Below are 19,440 nucleotides of genomic sequence, written 5' to 3'. Positions count from 1 at the left end.
ATATACCATGAAAGTAGCGGCAACGATCATTACATATAACCGGATAGGGATTTTAAAGGAAGCTGTACAGGCGGTAAAGAACCAAACGCACACACCGGATCAGATCATTGTGGTAAACAATGGCTCCACCGACGGCACGGAAGAATGGCTGAAAGCACAACAGGGCCTGGATTGTATCCATCAGCCCAACCTTGGCGGGTCGGCGGGTTTTTCGGCAGGTGTAAAAAAAGCTTATGAACTGGGAGCCGACTGGATATGGATAATGGACGACGACAGCATCCCTGAACCTCCGGCGCTGGCAGAATTACTGAAAGTGGCCGGTTCCGGCGATATAAAACCTGACCCCGGTTTTGTATGCAGTAAAGTTACCTGGCTCGATGGCACACCACACCTGATGAACCTTCCCCATATCAGCATCTTCAGCAGGCAAGGGATACCTTTCAACCAGTTTGACCATACCGGAGCACTGCTGGTGAATGCGTGCTCTTTTGTGTCGGTATTGGTAAGCGTCAAAGCCGTGAAACAGGTTGGCCTGCCCTATAAAGAATTTTTCATCTGGGGAGACGATTCAGAATACACACAACGCATTATCAAGGGCGGCTACAGTGGCTCTTATGTTCCCTCCAGCGTGGTATTGCACAAAACGGCCACCAATTACAGCGCCGACATTTTTAACGATGATGGAAAAAATCTGTGGAAATACAAATACGGTATCCGGAATACTTTGTTCATCATTAAAAAAGAAAAAGGTGCCGTAAAATATTTTACCACGGTGTTGAAATATTTTTTCGTGATGCCTTTCCGCATCATGAAAAAAAGAAAGGACCTTAAATGGACGTTCATCAAAACAGCCTGGGCGGCCACCGCAAGGTCCCTCTCATTCCATCCTAAAATCGATCATATCTGATGAGATCCCTTACCATCAATGTCATACTGCCATTTCCTGTTACCAAGCCTGTTGGCGGCGCCAAGATCATGTACGAGTATGCCAACCGCCTTGCGGGAAACGGCCACCAGGTTTCGATATTCCATGCTGTTAAGCGGCCTTTTAAAAAGTCGTCTACGCCTGTATGGGTAAAATGGGTGATATACCTGCTGCGGGGAGTAGCGAGGCCCAAATGGTTCCCTCTGGATAAACGAATAAAAAGCATGATCGTTCCTTCCATCACCGATAAGTATATCCCGGATGCAGATATCGTCATAAGCACCTGGTGGCAGATGACCTATGCGGTAAGTGAACTTTCCCCTTCCAAAGGAAAAAAATTCAACCTGATACAGGATTATGAAATATGGAAGGGGATGGATGAAAAAGTACATGCCAGTTATTCGCTTCCTGTAAACCACCTGGTAATTGCCCGGTACCTGCAACAGCTCGTAGCTGATCATTCAGGCGTACAGCCGGTCCATATTCCTAATGCGATCGAAGGCAAAAAATTCTTTGTACAAACGCCTCCCCAACAAAGAGCAAATGCCAGCCTCATCATGCTGTATTCTGAAGAGCCCCGAAAAGGAACACCAAACGGCATGGCCGCCTTAAAGCTGGTAAAGCAGGATCAGCCGGCACTGCAGGTTACTTTGTTCGGCGTTTATCCCAGGCCGCAGGATTTGCCGGAATGGATCAGTTATCACTACCGGCCAGGCAATCTTGCAGAATTATACAACCAGGCGGCTATTTTCTTTTCTCCCAGCCTGGGCGAAGGCTGGGCATTGCCCCCTGCAGAAGCTATGGCCTGCGGCTGTGCCGTAGTATGCACCAATATTGGCGGGCATCTCGATTACGCCATTGAAAATGAAACAGCCCTGCTCGCGGAACCTGGAAATGTAAAAGAAATGGCCGAAAAGATCAACTCGCTGATCAATGATCACCCATTACGCCTACAGCTGGCCAAAGGTGGAAGCACGCTGATATCTTCACGATTCAGCTGGGAAGCCTCGGTACAAAAGCTGGAAGATTGCTTTTATAAAAGCCTGGGCGGCCAGTGACAGGAAAAGGGCTTTTCGTTTTGCGAAACCTTATCGGGTTAAAAATAGTTACTTTGCAGGTTCATTTTAAGTTATATAGAACAACTTCGCATGAAGAACATAAGCAAAATCTTTAAATACGTAAAAAAGTATCCCGGCCTTGTGGGCACTTATTTTACGTTCAATATATTGGCGGCCATTTTCGGCGTTATTTCACTTGGGCTGCTCAGTCCGTTCCTGATGCTCATCTTCGGCCAGAAAAGCGCTTTTGATGAAGTCAGTAAATCAGGCCTGTTCAACAAGATCAACCCGGTAAATTATTTTAAGACCTGGATCGCAGAACTTGTTAAAACCCCCGAAGGCAGCATCCGTGCACTGATGGTGATCTGTATCGTGGTATTGATCGCCATATTACTGAAAAACCTGTTCGCCTATTTGAGTATGTACATGCTCAACCCTATCCGCAACCGTATACTGAACGATATGCGTAGCGGTATGTATGAAAAGATCCTTAATCTTCCCATCGGTTATTTCAGCGAGCAACGCAAGGGCGACATCATGAGTAAACTCTCCAATGACCTCAACGATGTGGAAAATTCCACCATCAGTGTGATGGAAAGCCTTTTCCGTGAGCCTGTAACAATTCTCTTTTATTTTATCTACATGGTGGGCGTCAGCCCTCAGCTGACGCTTTTCCTTGTATTGTTTTTACCCGTAGCCGGATTGGTCCTCGGCAGGATCGGCCGTTCATTAAAAAAACAGAATACACAGGTGCTCGAAAAATTCGGTGCATTGTTTTCTATTATTGAAGAAACGCTGGGCGGCATGCGGATCATCAAAGCATTCAACGCGGAGAAAAAGATCCAGAAAAAATTCGAAGATGAGAACGAATCGATGTTTCACCTGAAAAACAAGGCGAACAGAAGAAGGGACCTGGCTTCGCCGGTATCCGAAGTATTAGGGATCGTTGCGGTACTTTGTATCTTATGGTATGGAGGCAAAATGGTGCTTACACAAGACAAATCATTTACATTAAATGCCGGCGACTTCCTGGCGTATATTGCCATTTTTGCGCAGCTGATACAACCGCTGAAATCCCTGTCGAATGCATCTTACAATATGCAGAAGGGTGCAGCCAGCATTGAGCGTATTGAAGGCCTGATCAACGAAACCGTAGGTATCCGGGAACTTCCGGATGCTAAAGTGCTCAAAGAATTCACCAGTGCGATCGAATTGAAAAATGTTAGTTTCCGTTACGAAGACAACCTTATCCTGAAAAATATCAGTCTTAAAATTGAGAAGGGCAAAACAGTAGCCCTTGTTGGCAGCAGTGGTGCCGGTAAGAGTACGCTGGCCGACCTGGTACCCCGATTCATCGATGCTTCCGAAGGTGAGGTGCTGATCGATGGCGTAAACATCAAAAACTACACCTTACATTCTATCCGCGACCAGATGGGAATTGTAACACAGGAAGCTATTTTATTCAACGACAGCATTGCCAACAATATCGCTCTTGGCAAAGAAAATGCTACCAAAGAAGAAATAACCCATGCGGCCCAAATTGCCAATGCGGAAATATTCATCAATAAAAAAGAAGAAGGCTACGATACCAATATCGGAGACAGGGGCATGAAACTCAGCGGCGGCGAACGGCAGCGTGTGACCATTGCGAGAGCTGTATTGAAAAATCCTCCGATCCTGATACTGGATGAAGCTACTTCTTCGCTGGATACCGAAAGCGAGCGCCTTGTGCAGGATGCCATCAACAACCTGATGACCAACCGTACGTCCATTGTGATAGCACACAGGCTGAGTACGGTACGCCACGCCAACGAGATCATCGTATTGCAAAAAGGTGAAATTGTAGAAAGGGGTACGCACGACAGCCTGATTGCGCAAAATGGATTTTATAAAAAACTGGTAGATATGCAGGAAGTAAAATAGGGTTTAGGAGTTTAGGGGTTTAGAAACACCCCCTAAACCCCTAAACCCCTAAACTTCTAAACTTACTTATGACTAATTTCATCCCCATATTCCCCCTCAGCATCGTCGTTTATCCCGGTGAGCAGCTGAACCTGCACATATTTGAGCCGCGTTACAAGCAATTGGTAAAAGAATGTTTTGACACAAAAAAACCATTTGGCATCCCGACCGTACTGGAAAACAAAGTGAGTGAAATGGGTACGCTGGTAAAAGTGCTGGAGATAAGCAACACTTATGAAGATGGTACAATGGATATCAAAACGGTGGGTTTGCAGACATTTAAAATACTCGAGATCGTTCGTGAAATTCCTGAAAAATTATACAGCGGTGCCATTGTAAATTATCCACGCATATCGGTGAAAGGCAGCGCCCCGCTGATGAAAAAAGTATTGCAGGGCATCCGCGACATCCATGCCAGCCTGAATGTGACGAAAGACTTCAAGAAGCCGGATGATCAGTTGCTGAGTTACGATGTGGCGCATCATGCGGGTATGTCGCTGCAGGATGAATACTACCTGCTTGAGCTGGAAGAGGAACTGCACAGGCAGGAATTTTTGAAACGCCACCTGTCGAAAGTAACTCCTGTATTGGAAGAAATGGATCAGTTGAAAAACAAGATAAAACTGAACGGCCATTTTAAAAACCTGGAAGGGTTTCAATTTTAACGCCATATACTGCATCGATGACCACTACTATTTGTTTTGATTTTGGCAATACCAGGCTGAAAGCCGCAATTTTCGCCGACGGGGAATTTACCGAAGAAATATTTTTTGAAAATGACAGCGAAGCGGAGATCAATGCCGCCCTGGAAAAATTTCAGCCGCAGCGCAGCATTCTTTCCTCGGTGATCGACCATAACCCTGCATTGGAAACCTTGCTGGCCGAAAAAACTGCTTTTCACAAATTATCTGCCGCCACCAGGATCAATTTCTCTACCGCGGCTGTTGGCAAACCTGAAACCATCGGTGCCGACAGGCTGGCATTATGTGCCGCGGCCGTTCATTTTTACCCTGGAAAAAATAACCTCGTGATCGGACTGGGAAGTTGTATCACGTATAATTTCATCAATCAATACCACCAGTTTTTGGGGGGCGGTATATCGCCGGGAATGGACATGAGATTCAGATCCATGCACGATTATACCGCAAAACTGCCCCTGATCACCGCCAGCTGGAATTTTCCGCTGATCGGTTATGATACCAGAACAAATATGCTTTCCGGCGTAATAAATGGAATGACTAGTGAAATTGATGGTATTATAGAAAAATATGACGCTAAATACGGGAACTTTAACGTGGTTTTAACCGGGGGTAATTCGGCCTATTTTGCCAGTCAACTTAAAAAGAAGATATTTGCCGACCATAATTTTTTATTCAAAGGACTGTATGCACTTAGTGAACTTAACAACTGCCCGACTTAAGAGAATTTCCGGACTCGCGATCGCCGTACTTTTTTCTGCTTTTTCTTATGCCCAGGAAAATTCTCCCTACTCCAGGTTTGGCATGGGGGATATCACACCTAACCGCAATATAGTCAACAAGTCGATGGGCGGTATTTCCGCCGGCTTTTCCGATTTTCAGTCCATCAACCTCAATAACCCGGCTTCCATTTCCAGTCTTGCCGTAACGGTTTTTGATGTAGGCGGTGCCATTGACATCAGGACACTTAAAAGCAATACTTCTCCCGAACGTTTCAAATCTACCAATACCAATATTTCTTACCTGCAACTGGGGTTTCCTATCAAACAAAAGAAAAACCTGTTGTGGGGGGTGAGTTTTGGCCTCCGCCCTGTTACCCGTATCAACTACAAACTGCTGGAACCAGGCCGCGACCCGGTTACCGGCGACAGTCTCGATTTTTTATCTGAAGGAAATGGCGGGCTTTCCCAGGCGAATATCAGCACCGGTATCAGGATAAAGAAATTCAGTTTCGGTATCAGCTCAGGGTACTCCTTCGGCAATAATGATTACACCCGCAAAAAGATCTTTTACAACGACAGCATTATTTACCAGAGATCAAATTCAGAAGTGCTTACAAGGTTCGGCGGTATATTTCTTACCATCGGGGCCCAATATGAATTCCGTACTGCCCGCAAAGGGACTATCAGGCTGGGTGCATACACCAACCTGGCGCAAAACCTGACGGCTAAACGCGATGCCCTTTCCGAAACTTTCCGTTACGATGGCAATGGTGGCATTACTACCATCGATACGGTGAGTTATGTAAAAGGCAACTCAGGTAAGATCAAATACCCGGCTACCTACAGTTTCGGGTTCACTTATTCAGATTCCAACTACCACTGGATCATCGGGGCCGATCTTGACCTGGCTGACTGGAAAGGATATTCTTCATTCGGGGCAAAAGACGCGAACGTGCAAAATAACTGGACGGTACGTGTAGGCGCTCAATATATGCCTGCCGATATCAGGACTCCCCCAAGCAAATACTGGAAATTTGTAAAATACAGGGCTGGTTTATTTTATGGCAAAGACTACATCACATTGGGTGCCGACAGGCCTGAATACGGCGCAACCTTTGGCGCAGGCTTCCCGCTTACATCGCTCAATAGCCGCAACCCCTACGGTGGCTTCGCTACTTTCAATGCCGGTATCGACATTGGCGTACGCGGCAACAAGAGCAGCCAGAGCATCCGTGAGAACATCACCCGTTTCAGCATAGGTTTCACCATGAACACCCGGTGGTTCCAGAAGCTGAAATACGATTAATGGATTACCTTTGGTACTTAAAATCATTTACTCTTTTGCAAATGTCCTTTTCATATAAAAAAATTCTGGCAGCCTTTTTAACCGGCTGCCTTTTTTTATGCGCCTGCGAAAATGATGAGAACGAGGTAAAAAAACTGAACGCCAAAAGCCTTGGTGTGGAAGAAGCCAAAGACATCAGGATCATCTTTACTACCGGCGGTAACACCAAAGCCATACTCACTTCGCCGCTCATGCTGCGGGTGCAGGATACCGTTCCTTATACCGAATTTCCAAAAATGATCTATGTGGATTTTTATAACGCGGAGCAAAAGCTGGAAAGCAAGCTCAAAGCCAATTATGCCAAGTATAAGGAAAGCAGGAACATCGTTTTTATGAAAGACAGCATACGGGTGATCAATATCGAAAAGGGCGATACGCTGTACTGCCAGGAACTGTATTGGGACAGGAGCCGCACAGGCACCGAATTCTATACCGATAAACCGGTGCGTATCCGTACCAAAACGCAGGTATTGGACGGCACCGGACTCGATGCCAGCCAGGATTTTAAGAACTGGCATATTACGTATCCCAGAGGGCCGATCAAAGTACCCGCTTCGCAATTTCCCCAGTAGAACACCACAAAGCCACGAATAACAAAAGGAGCACGAAGTTCATTTTTTCAGTTTAGGCGTTGTTTTTCCCGCAGGTGCATCCCGCATTTCCTTTTTCTTACAACCGTATACCATACTTTCCCTACGGACAAGGAAATTGTATTGTATTCTGGTGAATGCAAACCCACCAATGATACTCATTGTTTGGATGACAAAAAATAATGTATTTATACCTTTGTGAACCTTTGTCGCTTCGTGACTTAGTCGTTAATTCGTAACTTCATCTTTTATACAAAAAAACAAAATGGAATATCGTCGTTTAGGAAAATCCGGATTGCAGGTAAGTGCCTTATCTTTTGGCAGCTGGGTAAGTTTCAGCGGACAGATAAATGATAAATCAGCCGAAGAATTGATGGGGATCGCGTATGACAACGGCATCAATTTTTTTGATAATGCCGAAGTTTATGCCCTTGGCGAAAGTGAAAAGATGATGGGCCGTGTGCTCAAAAAGAAAAAATGGGACCGCTCTTCCTATATTGTTTCTTCCAAAGCTTTCTGGGGCTGGAAAGGCCCCGATAGCAAACCAAATGAAAAAGGCTGTAGCCGCAAGCATCTCGTAGAAGCCTGCAACCAGGCATTGCAACGCCTGCAGGTAGAATATCTTGATCTTTATTATTGTCACCGCCCGGATAAAGGCACGCCTATTGAAGAAACCGTATGGGCCATGCACAACCTCATCCAGCAGGGAAAAGTCCTGTACTGGGGCACCAGCGAATGGAGTGGCGCCGAGATCATGGAAGCACACAGGGTAGCTGCACAAAATCATCTCATTGCACCAATTGTGGAACAGCCGCAATACAACCTTTTTGAAAGAACTAAAGTGGAGCGGGAATATTTTGACATCTATCGTACCGTTGGCCTGGGAACAACGATTTACAGTCCCCTGGCATCAGGCCTCCTGAGCGGAAAATATAACGATGGCATTCCTAAAGGCAGCCGTTTTTCACTGCAGGGTTTCGATTGGCTGAAAAACCGTTGGGTGATGGAAGATAAATTGAAGAAAGTAAAAAAACTCGGCGACCTGGCAGCAAAACTGGGTGTAAGCACGGCCGCATTGAGCATCGCCTGGTGCATCAGCAATCCCAATGTAAGCACAGCAATATTGGGTGCTACTAAAAAAGTACAGCTCACCGAAAACCTGAAGGCGCTGGATGTTTTGCCATTGCTGACGTCCGAAGTGAAAGAAAAGATCGAAAAGATATTACTCACCAAACCCACCATGCCGGATTATTGATCATGACAACACCTGTTATTTATGGTATCCCGAATTGCGATACCGTTAAAAAAGTATTCAACTGGTTCAAAGCGCATAACCTGCCTTATGAATTTCACAATTATAAAACCGATGGTATCACGGCAGCAAAGCTGAAAGAGTGGGCGAAACTTTCCGACTGGGAAACGTTCTTCAACAAAAAAAGCACTACCTGGAAAGAACTGGCGCCCTCATTAGAAAATGAAACGCTCACACAGGCCAAAGCCTTTAAGATCATGCAGGAGCATACCAGTATCATCAAGAGGCCGGTGATAGAAACAAACGGAACAATAGTTGTAGGGTTCAATGAAACTCAATACGCAAAACAATTTTTATAATCATAAAACAACAACAATGAAAAGATACGCAAATGCCAACTGGCAGGGAACAGGTAAAGAAGGAAAAGGAACACTCAGCACACAAAGCACCACGTTGAGCAATACACAGTATTCATTCAACAGTCGCTTTGCGGATGGCGTTGGTACCAATCCTGAAGAGCTGGCTGCTGCTGCGCACTCCGGCTGTTTCACCATGAAGCTGAGCTTTGTGTTGAACGCTGCCGGTTTTACTGCCGACAACATCGATACCCGCTGCGATATTGCACTGGAAGATGGCGCTATCACTTCTTCTCACCTTACAGTAAAAGCAACTGTACCGGGCATCACCAAAGAACAATTTGATGCAGCTGTTGCAGATGCGGAAGCGAATTGCCCGATATCAAAACTTTTCAATACGAAGATCACGGCAGAAGCTACATTGGTATAAAGGAAACGCAGATTAATTTTAATAACGGATATTTCTAAAGAAATGCAGGCCTTATAACCTGCATTTTTCATTTTATATCCATTCCGTACGAAGTAATCAGCGAAATCCGCGTAATCATCTTTAATCTGCGATTTTTCTTCCCTATCTTAGCAATCACTAATTAAGCTTGCTATGAGTTTTCAAAACCGAACGATCTTCATTACCGGCGCTTCCCGTGGTATCGGAAAGGCCATCGCCTTACGACTTGCAAAAGAAGGAGCCAACATTGTAGTAGCTGCTAAATCCACCGAAGAGAATCCCAAACTTGGAGGAACCATTTTTTCTGCTGCCGCAGAAATTGAAGCGGCGGGCGGCAAAGCGCTTGCCTTGCAATGCGATATCCGTGATGAACAGCAGATACAGGATGCGGTAGACAAAGCTGTGGCGCATTTCGGTGGTATCGATGTATTGATCAACAATGCTTCTGCAATTGGTCTTACGCCAACAGAAAAAACAGACCGAAGCGCTTCGACCTGATGCATGACATCAACGTTCGCGGGACTTTTTTCGTGAGCAAAGCCTGCATCCCGCATTTAAAGAACGGGGCAAACCCACATATCCTGACCCTTTCCCCCCCGGTAAATATGGATATCAAATGGTTTACCAACCACATTGCCTACACGCTGAGTAAATACAATATGACGATGATCGCCCTGGGGTTGTCGGCAGAATTGAAAAAATACAATATCGCGGCCAATGCACTCTGGCCACGTACCACCATCGCTACTGCGGCGGTACAAAACCTGCTGGGTGGTGACGCATTGATCAAAATGAGCCGCACACCGGAGATAGTAGCTGACGCTGCTTATTATATCCTGAGCAAGCCTTCTACAGAATGTACCGGCAATGCGTTCATTGATGAAGCCGTGCTGGCTGCGGAAGGCATTACAGACCTGTCCGGATATTCAGTAGTGCCCGGAGGGAAATTGTATAATGATCTTTTTATTTAAGAAGAACCACAGATTACAAGGAGTACGCTGATTTCGTATATAACAGATATTTCAAAAGAAAATGCAGGCCTCACAACCTGCATTTTTCTTTAAGGATTCGAGCCTTACAAAATGATCAGCGAAATCCGCGTGATCATTATTAACCTGTGATTATTTATTCCAAAGAGGTTTCTTTCCACTCGGTTTTATAGTACTTTTCTTCGACGACGGGTGAACATGCCCGTGGTACGTATCTTTTGCCTGCCCATATTTATCCGGTGGCATCGGTGCACCATGATGCTCGGCCGTCAGCGGATTGATCTCTGTAGGTTCCTCCACGGGTTTTACGGGTTCGGTATTTTCTTCAGCTGGTATTTCTGCAGGCTTTTCTTCCGGTGTTGGGGTTGAAGGCCGTGCCGGTGGTGGCGCCTGAGGTGTATCTGTTTCTGTACCTTCTACCGGCGCTGTCAACGACAATGGCTTTTCGGGAAGGGTAGATTTCTTTACTACAGACTTTTTAGAAGCGGCTTTTTTTACAGGAGCCGATTTTTTAACCGGGGCTACCGCTTTTTTAGGCGCCGCTTTCTTTGGTGGAGCAACTTTTTTAGGAGCAGCTTTTTTAGCCGCAGATTTTTTTGATGCTGCTTTCTTAGCAACTGCTTTCTTTGGAGCGGCTTTTTTCACCGCAGCTTTTTTAGGGGCCGATTTGTTTACTGCTACTTTCTTTGCAGGGGACTTCTTTGCTATCAATTTTTTTGGAGCAGCTTTCTTCGCTACGGATTTTTGAGGAGCGGCCTTCTTAGCGGCTGCTTTTTTAACGGCGGCCTTTTTTGGAGCGGCTTTTTTAGCCGGAACTTTACTTCCCTGTTTACGTGCTTCGGATAAGCCGATAGCTATCGCCTGTTTCCTGCTGGCCACTTTTTTACCTGACCCCGATTTAAGGGTGCCTGCCTTCTTTTCCTTCATCACTTTCTCCACCTTTTTAGAGGCCCCTTTTGAATACTTTGCCATACTTGTAATTTTAATGAGTTTGAAATGTTTGTTTTGCTGGTAAGCTCCCACAAACATCCATAACCCATGGCTGTTCATCGAGGCTTTGCTGCAATGCCCCAAAAAGCATACCACTGTAACTACCCGTCTTTTATGTCCTTTCAGAACAGTTTTTTCGCCATTTGCCAGATTATCTGGGCATTTCACCCGTCAAATATGAAATATCGCCGGGCTAATGAGTAATTTTAAAAAAAATGAAAAAGCCGTGTAACATTTTCCTCAACATGGCGATATACTATTAAAAGCAACCAAACGGCTTGAACGAGACATTAGACATACCAATACTAGACGAGCAGATCGAATTATGCAGGCAGGGCAATACCAAGGCTTATTATGTGATCTATAAACGATACGCCAAATCGATGCTGAACAGCAGCATGCGTATCCTGAATAACCTGGCCGATGCGGAAGATATGGTGCAGGACGCGTTTGTGGATGCTTTTAAAAAACTGGACACATATACCTATAAAAGTCCATTTGAAGCCTGGTTGAAAAGGATCGTGATCAATAAATCCATCAGCCACCTGCGTAAGAAAAAAGCGATCTGGGTGGATATAACAAGCGTTCAGGCTTCCGATAAGAGTGATGAGGACAGTGTGGATGAAGATCTTTTTACATACGAAGTTCAACGGGTAAAAAAGGCCATCGGCCAACTACCCGAAAATTATAAGCTGGTATTTAATCTTTATGCGATCGATGGTTTACCGCAGGAAGAGATCGGCACTTTATTGGGGATCGCACACAACAACGTGCGGATCCAATATCACAGGGCTAAGAAAAAAATACTGGAAATATTAGAAAAGGAGGCATATTATGGATAACAAATTTGAAGATTTCATGCAAAACAACCGCGGGGAGTTCGACGACTACGAACCTTCCGGGGCAATGTGGCAGCGGATCGAAAAAAGGATTGAAAATCCCGGAAAAAAGGGGCTGCTGGTAAGCATGGGCGCACGCAAATGGATGTCTGCGGCCGCTGCGGTAGTGATCGTTGCAGGTGCCGCTTTCTTTTTCACCAGGAAAGAAGTAACTCCTGATAAACCCCTGGCTGGCGTGCAAACACCTGTTAAACAACAAACTCCTGATACCACCGAAACCAGCACACAATTAGCAACAACTAATACTGACCCCAAACCTACCACACTCGATACGTTGACCCCAATACAGTCGACAGCTCCGGAACTGGCTGCTGCAACACCCACTCTGGAATCCATCGAATCGCAGGAACTGGCCCACTATACCAAACTGGTGGAGTTGAAACAACAGCAGATCACCATCCTTAAAAAAGATGAACCATTACTTTACCAACAGTTCGCTTCCGACTTTGCCAAAATAGATGAGGAATTTGCTGAGCTGAAAAAACAAAAGTCGAAACACCCAAACAGTGAGCAATTGCTGGAAGCAATGCTCGAAAATCTAAAGCTACAGTCGGCACTTCTTAACCGTCAGCTGGAGATCGTAAAAAACATTAACAACAACAAAAAGAAGCGTTATGAAAAAACATATAAAAGCAGCATTTAAACCATTGGCACTCGCCCTGTTTTTCCTTTTGCCTGCGGTAACATTATTCGCGGGAGATGACTGGAACGTAGAGAAGAAAAAAACCTACAACAAAAACTACTCCCTTACTTCCGACCAGAAGGTTTCTATCAAAAACTCCTTTGGAAGCGTGCAGATCAATAGTTACAAAGGCAGTGAAGTGAAAGTGGAAGTGACCGTGATCGCCAAAGCAAGCTCCGACGAACGTGCGCAGGATATCCTGGACAATATTACCATCAACGATAATAGCGGAAGCACTGTTTCGTTTGAAACTAAAATAGGCAACAAAAGCAACCGTGGAAAAAAGAATGAAAATCAATCCATGGAAATTAACTATGTAGTATCAATGCCTGAGGGCAATCCGTTGGCAGTGCAAAATGAGTTTGGTAAAACCACTATCGACTCCCGCGGCGGCCTTACAGATATCGTTCAAAAATTTGGCGAGCTCGAAGTAGGATCGCTGACGAATGTTGACCAGATAAAATTAGAATTCGGTTCTATCAAAGCCGATAAACTAAGCGGCGGTAAAACAACTTTCAGTTATTCTGAAGTGAAGATCAACAGTTTTGGCGGAGCCGTAAAAAGCTCACTGGAATTCTGTAACAAAACCAGGATCGGTATTACCAATGAGGTGACCGATGTCAACATCAGCAATTCTTATTCCGATATACAACTCAGCTTCCCGGATAATTTCAACGGCACTTTCGCCATCCACACCAGCTTCGGCGATTTTGACAACGACAGTCCGTTCAAGATCAAAGAAAGAGGTGAAGATGATGAAGATGATCACGGACCAAAATTCGACAAAGACTACGAAGGTGTTTCCGGCACCGGAGCCGTGAAAGTGAAAGTGAAGTCAAGCTTCGGAAAGATAAGGTTCAAGTAAAACCGATGCTGGTTACTGGATGCCGGATACTGGATATTGTAGCGAAGAAATAAGCGAAACCCAATTCTAATAGGCCAGACATCCAGCATCCAGCATCTTTCTTTCTCCCTGTTAAACAATTCTTAATTACAACATCATTTGATGAACGGTAGAAGTTTGCCCTGAACGATCTATAATTTCGTTGCAGCAAAAACTACTCAAACCTTCATCAACAAAAGGTTTACACACCATGACTACCAAGACTACGTGGCTACTGCTCATCTGCATCTGCTGCTGCAATTCCATATTTGCCCAAAAGGCGGCGGTAAAAAAAATGCCGGCACAACGCTTCAATTCCGCTATCAAAATAGATGGCGAGCTGAATGAAGAAACCTGGAAAGTAGCCCCTGTAGCCGATAAGTTCGTAGAGCTTCGCCCGGTTCCGTTTCGTGCAGAAAGTGCCGAAAATGCTTCTGTCATTTACATGATCTACAACAACGAAGGCATCTATGTTGGTGGTTATATGCACGAAAAAAACAGGGATAGCATCGCTTCCGAACTGGTGGGTAGGGATAATTTTGGCAACAACGATTTCCTGGGAGTAGTATTCGATACTTACCAGGATAAACAAAATGGTTTTGAATATTTTGTTACGCCACTCGGCGAACAATTTGACGCCAAAACCACTCCCAACAATGAAGACTTCAGCTGGAATGCCGTATGGCAAAGCGCTTCGAAGATACAGGCCGACGGATGGACATTTGAAATGTTCCTTCCCTATTCTGCTATCCGTTTCGGAAAAAAGAAAAAGCAGGATTGGGGCTTGAATTTTGTGAGGAGAAGGCAGAAAAGCGGCCAGCAATTATTCTGGCAACCACTCGATCCCAACATCAACGGATTTCTTACACAGGAAGGTACATACGAAGGGCTGGAAGATATCAAGCCGCCGATCCGTCTGCAATTTTCGCCTTATTTTTCTACTTATGTAAATCATGATGGAACTGCTGAAGCGGGCACTAAAAAAACTTCTGCTACCGTCAATGGGGGTATGGATGTAAAGTACGGGATCAACCAGGCTTTCACGCTGGATATGACACTTATTCCAGATTTCGGACAGGTGCAAACGGATAACCGTATTTTGAATCTTTCGCCATTTGAACAAAAATTTAATGAGAACCGCTCTTTCTTTACAGAAGGTACAGAGCTGTTCAATAAAGGAAATCTTTTCTACAGCCGCAGGATAGGAATTGATCCGGTGTACAAACAATATTATGAACCTGGCAGTGGTGAAACTATCACGAAAGATCCGGGGCAGGCAAAGATCATCAATGCCACCAAGATCAGCGGCCGTACGCAGAAAGGGCTTGGCATCGGGGTATTGAACGCTGTAACGCAGGCACAATACACAAGTTTTCAAAAGACAAATGGAGAAACATATAAGCTGGAAAGCATGCCGCTGACCAATTATAATGTATTCGTACTGGATCAGACACTAAAACACAACAGCAGCGTTTCTTTGGTGAATACCAACGTATGGCGCAGTGGAAGTGCCTATGATGCAAATGTAACTTCAGGACTTTTCGATCTGTACGATAAAAAGAATATCTGGAACCTTGGGGGTAATTTCAGTTTCAGCAATATCATCAACGGAAAGAAAGATATCAGCACCGGTTATGCGCATTCGATCTATTTTGGCAAAACCAGTGGCCGCTTGTTGTTCAGCGTTTACCAGGACCTGTACAATGCGAAATACGACAAAAGCGACATGGGGTATTTTACCAATAACAATTATATGGAAGAAGGCATGTGGACCGGCTATCGCTGGCGCACACCTAAAAAGTGGTACAACCAGATGGGGTTGAATGTGAACTTCTGGTACAACACTTTGGTGACACCGATTGATATTTTCAAACGCAAACACCTGATGTACCAGAACATCGGCTGGAACATTAACGGTAACGCACAAACGAAAAAACTCTGGTGGTTCGGGTTCAACCTTTACAGGAATGAAAGGAACAATGACTATTACGAACCGCGTTCTTATGGCCGTGTATTCCGCAACAAGGCAGGCATGGGGCTGAACCTTTGGTTTGAAAGCAATACTGCGAAGAAATTTTCCTGGACTACGTATATAAACCCAAGCGGCGGCGGTGTTTTCAAGCGCAGGACGTTTGACGCAGGCGCAACTGCAAAAGTGCGATTCAACAGCAAATTCTCTGTAGACTTCTCTACTTCCATTACCGAAAGCAAGAACCAGGCTGGATGGGCTGCCACCCTGCATGCCCCGGATTATTCGGCACTTACAGACACCATCATTTTTTCCAGGCGAGATCTTTCTGTGGTTGAAAACGTGCTCAGTGTAAAATATAATTTCACCAACAGGATGGGGCTTTCGTTCCGCACCCGTCACTACTGGAGCAAAGTAAATCCTCAGCAATTCTATCAACTGGATCTTGATGGAAATATGCAGACACCGGATAATCCTTTCACCGGAAATGTAAACCAGAACTACAATTTCTTCAGTGTGGATATGGTGTATAACTGGCAGTTTGCCCAGGGTAGCTTCTTCAGCATCGTATGGAAAGACATCGGCGAAGATTTCAACCGCAGCTTTGAAAGGAATTATGTGAAGAATTTCGATAAGACCATTACCGGTAAACAATTCAACAGCCTTTCTGTCCGCGTGATCTATTTCCTCGATTACCTAGACATCAAAAAAAGAAAACCTAAGACGATATAATAAAATGGCTGCAGATACTGCAGCCATTTTAAATTTCGATTATCCAGGAATCTTTGCCCTGGCAAACATTCTTAATTCTTAATTGAATTTATTCATTCGGTTCATCATCCGGCCTGTCGGAGTTATATCCTACCAAAACCGCAGCCATGGTAAGCCCTACATCTTTCAACATCAGCAACAACGCCATCTGCTTGGTTGCTTCGTCTTTGCCGGAAGCAATCGTGGGCACATGGATGGTAAAGATAAAGATCAGTAACATGGCCGCCAGCAGGTAACACGCCAGCTTTGTTTGTTTGTTGATGAGAATAGCTACCGAAGCCAATACAAACCCGATACCCGTAATATACACCCAGATGATCCCTCCGGGTATCCAGGAAGGAACAGTACCCTTCATATTTTCAGCATTGAAAAGATGGAAAATTCCAAATATTCCCATGATGATGGCAAATACAATACATGCAAGACGATGATGTGAGATTTTATTCATACAGCAAAAGTTTTGACTAATATAAATACAAAGTTTCTATAATGCAAGTATGGTGATTACACGAATTAATTTGCAGGTATACCTCTGTGGAGCGTACAAAAAAGGCCGATGATCTATCATCGGCCTTTTGGATATATAATTCTGTTATTACAAACTATCCATATAATAACAACGTTCGATGGTTTCACTATTGACCATTCACCATTCACAATTGACTATTCACTATCTCAGCATTCCTGCCGGAACATCTTTCTCCAACAGATACTTATAGATGAATTTTGTTTTCAGGTTAGCGAAATGCGCCCCTTTGTTTCCTCCCCACCCGTGGCGGCCACCGCTGTAAAACATTTCTTCAAAATCTTTTTTCAGATCCTGTAATTTGGAAGAAAGCTGGATGCTGTTCTGAAGATGCACGTTATCATCTACAATGCCGTGAACCAGTTGCAACTTGCCTTTCAGCTTATCAGCATAAGTGAGTACGGAGCTTGTTTTATATCCTTCAGGATTATTGGCCGGTGTGCCCATGAATCGTTCGGTATAATGAGAATCGTAGAGTGTCCAGTCTACCACGCTGCCACCTGCCATGCCATGGGTGAACACATCTGCACCGTAGGTAAGTGCATAACAACTCATGTAGCCACCGTAGCTGAAGCCGGTAATGCAGATCTTTGTGGGGTCGGCGTTACCGTTAGCGATCAGCCATTTTACCATAGTGCTGTAATCTTTCATTTCCCAGTAGCCAAGGTTGTGGTACATATAATTTACGCCTTCTTTGCCAAAATGCCCGCTGGCCCTGTGATCCATTACTACCTGTATCAATCCTTCTTTGGCGTAAAACTGCTGGTTGCCGGATAATGTCCAGGTATCATTACAGTTGCCCGCATCCGGACCACCGTAAATGGAGATCAGCACCGGGTATTTTTTATTTTTATCCATATTCACCGGCCAGGTCACTTTCATCGGAAGATCGTATAATCCGTCGTCGCTTTTCACCCGAAGGAATTCAGTCTTTGCCAGTTCATAAGAATCAAATTCCGCAGCTTTCGCATTGCCCAGTTCTTTAATGATCTTTCCTTTATTGCTCACCAATGCAAGCCTCGCCGGCGTAGATACATTGCTGTAATTGGTAATAAAATAACTTCCATCAGGAGAAATGCTGGTGATCACATGGCTGAAATCACCAAAACTAAGCCTGGTGAGGCCTTTACCATTGAGACCGACTTTATAAAAATCTTTGTGCGCCGTATTTTCCCTGCTACGGGCACAGAAATAAACGAGGTTGTTTTTTTCATCGATGTAATTCACATCCGTTACAGTAAACTTACCCGATGTGATCGCATTGAGGAGTTTGCCATTCATATCATAATTGTAAAGATGGCTCCATCCTGTAGCATCACTCTGCAGGATCAATCCTTTTCCGTTCTTTAAAAAAGTGAGGCGCTTGTTTTCCAGTTCGATCCAGGTCTTTTGTGTTTCGTTGTAAAATTCTTTTTTAGCGCCTGTAGTAAGATTCACTTCATAAATGACCAGGTTATTCTGCAACCTGTTCATCCATTGCACCAGCAAGGCGCTGCCATCCGGCTTCCAGTAAGGCATTCCGAAATACTGGTCGTCTTTTTCATTGAAATCACTCCATACGGTAGCGCCGCCATCCGGCGATACGATACCTACCTTCACTTCAGGATTAGGATCACCCACTTTCGGGTAACGTGTTTTTTCTACCACCCCATGCAGGCCCGGCCCGTCGGTGATGATGAACTCAGGAACTTTATTTTCATCCGAGCGGAAATAAGCGATGTGTTTGCTGTCGGGGCTCCACCAGTAAGCCTTGTAAGCCGTAGCCCTTCCTAGTATCTCTTCCATGTATACCCAGCTGGCATACCCGTTCAATATCACATCGGTACCATCATTGGTGAGGCGTGTTTCTTTTTTGGTAGCGATATTCACGGTATAGAGATCATTCTTTTTCGTGTAGGCCACATAGTTACCATCCGGGCTTACCGTAGGGTTCACTTCCGGTGCAGGATCATTGGTAAGCTGTATTTCAACATCGTTTACTTTGGCAAATACGTTCGCATTTTTTATGAATGCGGTAGTTTTAGCGGGCTCTTTCGTTACGGTCTTATCCGCATCACCGGCTTCTCTTTCAGCGCCGGTTTTTGCATCTACCACAAATGTTTTTGAATCTTTGAGCAACAAAAAATGCGTATTGTCGATCCATCGAGTAGCGGCCGACAACGACTGTACGATCCCCTTGAAATCTGATTTGAAATACTGGTTGTCTGTGAGAGCCTTTTTTTGTGCGGTCACAGAATAACAGATGCAGGGCAAAACGAGTGCTGCCACTATACGACTGGTTAATTGCATATCAGGTGATAATTAGTGTAAAAAAGTAAGGCAAGTTAGGGTTTTTGAGTAAATGCAGGGAGCGAATTTGATAAACGGGAAGCAAA

17 protein-coding genes and 1 pseudogene are annotated in these 19,440 nt (G+C 44.8%); 15 read left to right on the top strand and 3 right to left on the bottom strand.

The annotated features are described in order from the left end of the window. Positions 1–7: 7 nt before the first annotated feature. The 11 genes and pseudogenes from EGI32_RS04015 (at position 8) to EGI32_RS21270 (ending at position 10,327) form a co-directional block, all read left to right on the top strand. On the top strand, positions 8–907 hold the full coding sequence (locus tag EGI32_RS04015; RefSeq protein ID WP_255154084.1) for a glycosyltransferase family 2 protein: 900 nt from the start codon (positions 8–10) through the stop codon (positions 905–907). After that, entirely contained in the window at positions 907–1,983 is a 1,077-nt protein-coding gene (locus EGI32_RS04010) for a glycosyltransferase family 4 protein (RefSeq protein ID WP_255154083.1), read from the top strand. The genes EGI32_RS04015 and EGI32_RS04010 overlap by 1 nt, the downstream gene beginning before the upstream one ends. Positions 1,984–2,073: 90 nt before the next feature. Next, positions 2,074–3,906, top strand: a complete 1,833-nt coding sequence (locus EGI32_RS04005; protein WP_255154082.1) for an ABC transporter ATP-binding protein — start codon at positions 2,074–2,076, stop codon at positions 3,904–3,906. Positions 3,907–3,974: 68 nt separating this feature from the next. After that, positions 3,975–4,610: an LON peptidase substrate-binding domain-containing protein gene (locus tag EGI32_RS04000; protein WP_255154081.1), complete on the top strand. Its 636-nt coding sequence runs from the start codon at positions 3,975–3,977 to the stop codon at positions 4,608–4,610. A gap of 17 nt (positions 4,611–4,627) precedes the next feature. Continuing rightward, positions 4,628–5,365, top strand: a complete 738-nt coding sequence (locus EGI32_RS03995) for a type III pantothenate kinase (RefSeq protein ID WP_255154080.1) — start codon at positions 4,628–4,630, stop codon at positions 5,363–5,365. Continuing rightward, positions 5,331–6,671, top strand: a complete 1,341-nt coding sequence (locus EGI32_RS03990; protein ID WP_255154079.1) for a hypothetical protein — start codon at positions 5,331–5,333, stop codon at positions 6,669–6,671. The genes EGI32_RS03995 and EGI32_RS03990 overlap by 35 nt, the downstream gene beginning before the upstream one ends. A gap of 41 nt (positions 6,672–6,712) precedes the next feature. Next, positions 6,713–7,282 carry an LPS export ABC transporter periplasmic protein LptC gene (gene lptC, locus EGI32_RS03985; protein ID WP_255154078.1) on the top strand — a complete coding sequence of 190 codons (570 nt, stop codon included), beginning with the start codon at positions 6,713–6,715 and terminating at the stop codon, positions 7,280–7,282. Between the two features lie 283 nt (positions 7,283–7,565). Next, positions 7,566–8,555, top strand: coding sequence for an aldo/keto reductase (locus tag EGI32_RS03980; protein ID WP_255154077.1), 990 nt, complete (start codon positions 7,566–7,568; stop codon positions 8,553–8,555). A gap of 2 nt (positions 8,556–8,557) precedes the next feature. Further along, positions 8,558–8,911 carry a Spx/MgsR family RNA polymerase-binding regulatory protein gene (locus EGI32_RS03975; RefSeq protein ID WP_255154076.1) on the top strand — a complete coding sequence of 118 codons (354 nt, stop codon included), beginning with the start codon at positions 8,558–8,560 and terminating at the stop codon, positions 8,909–8,911. A gap of 16 nt (positions 8,912–8,927) precedes the next feature. Beyond that, positions 8,928–9,338, top strand: coding sequence for an OsmC family protein (locus EGI32_RS03970; protein ID WP_255154075.1), 411 nt, complete (start codon positions 8,928–8,930; stop codon positions 9,336–9,338). A 171-nt stretch (positions 9,339–9,509) separates the two neighbouring features. Then, positions 9,510–10,327 (top strand): annotated as a pseudogene (locus EGI32_RS21270) (SDR family oxidoreductase). 150 nt (positions 10,328–10,477) lie between these two features. On the opposite strand, the gene EGI32_RS03955 reads toward EGI32_RS21270, so the two are convergent. After that, on the bottom strand, positions 10,478–11,317 hold the full coding sequence (locus EGI32_RS03955; protein ID WP_255154072.1) for a DUF6496 domain-containing protein: 840 nt from the start codon (positions 11,315–11,317) through the stop codon (positions 10,478–10,480). Positions 11,318–11,613: 296 nt separating this feature from the next. Here EGI32_RS03955 and EGI32_RS03950 point away from each other — a divergent pair, with 296 nt between their 5' ends. From EGI32_RS03950 to EGI32_RS03935, 4 genes are all read left to right on the top strand, one after another. Continuing rightward, positions 11,614–12,177 carry an RNA polymerase sigma factor gene (locus EGI32_RS03950; RefSeq protein WP_255154071.1) on the top strand — a complete coding sequence of 188 codons (564 nt, stop codon included), beginning with the start codon at positions 11,614–11,616 and terminating at the stop codon, positions 12,175–12,177. Further along, entirely contained in the window at positions 12,170–12,877 is a 708-nt protein-coding gene (locus EGI32_RS03945) for a hypothetical protein (RefSeq protein ID WP_255154070.1), read from the top strand. The genes EGI32_RS03950 and EGI32_RS03945 overlap by 8 nt, the downstream gene beginning before the upstream one ends. Next, the gene (locus EGI32_RS03940) at positions 12,849–13,781 is read left to right on the top strand and encodes a hypothetical protein (RefSeq protein ID WP_255154069.1); all 933 of its coding nucleotides are present in this window, start codon (positions 12,849–12,851) and stop codon (positions 13,779–13,781) included. The genes EGI32_RS03945 and EGI32_RS03940 overlap by 29 nt, the downstream gene beginning before the upstream one ends. A 229-nt stretch (positions 13,782–14,010) precedes the next feature. Further along, positions 14,011–16,500 (top strand): DUF5916 domain-containing protein, encoded by a 2,490-nt coding sequence (locus EGI32_RS03935; RefSeq protein ID WP_255154068.1) that lies wholly within the window; start codon positions 14,011–14,013, stop codon positions 16,498–16,500. A gap of 88 nt (positions 16,501–16,588) precedes the next feature. On the opposite strand, the gene EGI32_RS03930 is transcribed toward EGI32_RS03935, so the two are convergent. Both EGI32_RS03930 and EGI32_RS03925 read right to left on the bottom strand, forming a co-directional pair. Next, entirely contained in the window at positions 16,589–16,987 is a 399-nt protein-coding gene (locus tag EGI32_RS03930; RefSeq protein WP_255154067.1) for a hypothetical protein, read from the bottom strand. Between the two features lie 222 nt (positions 16,988–17,209). Then, positions 17,210–19,354 carry a S9 family peptidase gene (locus tag EGI32_RS03925; protein WP_255154066.1) on the bottom strand — a complete coding sequence of 715 codons (2,145 nt, stop codon included), beginning with the start codon at positions 19,352–19,354 and terminating at the stop codon, positions 17,210–17,212. Positions 19,355–19,440: the final 86 nt, after the last annotated feature.

The organism is Ferruginibacter sp. HRS2-29 (assembly GCF_024343615.1).
Lineage (GTDB): Bacteria > Bacteroidota > Bacteroidia > Chitinophagales > Chitinophagaceae > Ferruginibacter.
This window is presented reverse-complemented; position numbering and strand designations above follow the sequence as displayed.

Bases quoted from the DNA above. Each gene is read 5' to 3' on its own strand.
- EGI32_RS04015 (WP_255154084.1), top strand. From the start codon at position 8: ATGAAAGTAGCGGCAACGATCATTACATATAACCGGATAGGGATTTTA.
- EGI32_RS04010 (WP_255154083.1), top strand. From the start codon at position 907: ATGAGATCCCTTACCATCAATGTCATACTGCCATTTCCTGTTACCAAG.
- EGI32_RS04005 (WP_255154082.1), top strand. From the start codon at position 2,074: ATGAAGAACATAAGCAAAATCTTTAAATACGTAAAAAAGTATCCCGGC.
- EGI32_RS04000 (WP_255154081.1), top strand. From the start codon at position 3,975: ATGACTAATTTCATCCCCATATTCCCCCTCAGCATCGTCGTTTATCCC.
- EGI32_RS03995 (WP_255154080.1), top strand. From the start codon at position 4,628: ATGACCACTACTATTTGTTTTGATTTTGGCAATACCAGGCTGAAAGCC.
- EGI32_RS03990 (WP_255154079.1), top strand. From the start codon at position 5,331: ATGCACTTAGTGAACTTAACAACTGCCCGACTTAAGAGAATTTCCGGA.
- lptC (WP_255154078.1), top strand. From the start codon at position 6,713: ATGTCCTTTTCATATAAAAAAATTCTGGCAGCCTTTTTAACCGGCTGC.
- EGI32_RS03980 (WP_255154077.1), top strand. From the start codon at position 7,566: ATGGAATATCGTCGTTTAGGAAAATCCGGATTGCAGGTAAGTGCCTTA.
- EGI32_RS03975 (WP_255154076.1), top strand. From the start codon at position 8,558: ATGACAACACCTGTTATTTATGGTATCCCGAATTGCGATACCGTTAAA.
- EGI32_RS03970 (WP_255154075.1), top strand. From the start codon at position 8,928: ATGAAAAGATACGCAAATGCCAACTGGCAGGGAACAGGTAAAGAAGGA.
- EGI32_RS03955 (WP_255154072.1), bottom strand. From the start codon at position 11,317: ATGGCAAAGTATTCAAAAGGGGCCTCTAAAAAGGTGGAGAAAGTGATG.
- EGI32_RS03945 (WP_255154070.1), top strand. From the start codon at position 12,170: ATGGATAACAAATTTGAAGATTTCATGCAAAACAACCGCGGGGAGTTC.
- EGI32_RS03940 (WP_255154069.1), top strand. From the start codon at position 12,849: ATGAAAAAACATATAAAAGCAGCATTTAAACCATTGGCACTCGCCCTG.
- EGI32_RS03935 (WP_255154068.1), top strand. From the start codon at position 14,011: ATGACTACCAAGACTACGTGGCTACTGCTCATCTGCATCTGCTGCTGC.
- EGI32_RS03930 (WP_255154067.1), bottom strand. From the start codon at position 16,987: ATGAATAAAATCTCACATCATCGTCTTGCATGTATTGTATTTGCCATC.
- EGI32_RS03925 (WP_255154066.1), bottom strand. From the start codon at position 19,354: ATGCAATTAACCAGTCGTATAGTGGCAGCACTCGTTTTGCCCTGCATC.